Origin of the sequence: Streptomyces telluris (assembly GCF_024519335.1) — a bacterium.
GTDB lineage: Bacteria > Actinomycetota > Actinomycetes > Streptomycetales > Streptomycetaceae > Streptomyces > Streptomyces telluris.
Genome location: NZ_JANIID010000099.1, coordinates 1 through 386, shown reverse-complemented (window position 1 = coordinate 386; position 386 = coordinate 1). Strand labels below are relative to the sequence as shown.

The following is a 386-nucleotide window of genomic DNA, read 5'->3' as shown; positions in this document are numbered from 1 at the left end:
TTGAGCTCCTCCAGGTTCTCCTTCATGATCACCGTGGACTTCACCAGCAGCCCCGACATCCCGATCACATCGGCACGGTGCTCCTCGGCCGCCTCCAGGATCGCCGAGACCGGCTGCTTGATGCCCAGGTTGACCACGTTGTAGCCGTTGTTGGACAAGATGATGTCGACCAGGTTCTTGCCGATGTCATGGACGTCACCGCGGACCGTGGCCAGCACGATCGTGCCCTTGCCCTCCGCGTCCGACTTCTCCATGTGCGGCTCCAGATACGCCACCGCCGTCTTCATCACCTCGGCCGACTGCAGCACGAACGGCAACTGCATCTGCCCCGACCCGAACAGCTCACCGACGACCTTCATGCCCTCCAGCAACGTGTCATTGACGAT

At 61.7% G+C, this 386-nt stretch carries 1 protein-coding gene; it reads right to left on the bottom strand.

The annotated features are described in order from the left end of the window. Positions 1-386 (bottom strand): cobalamin-dependent protein (locus NQU55_RS36270; protein ID WP_256791883.1); only part of this gene is annotated, 386 nt, incomplete at both ends.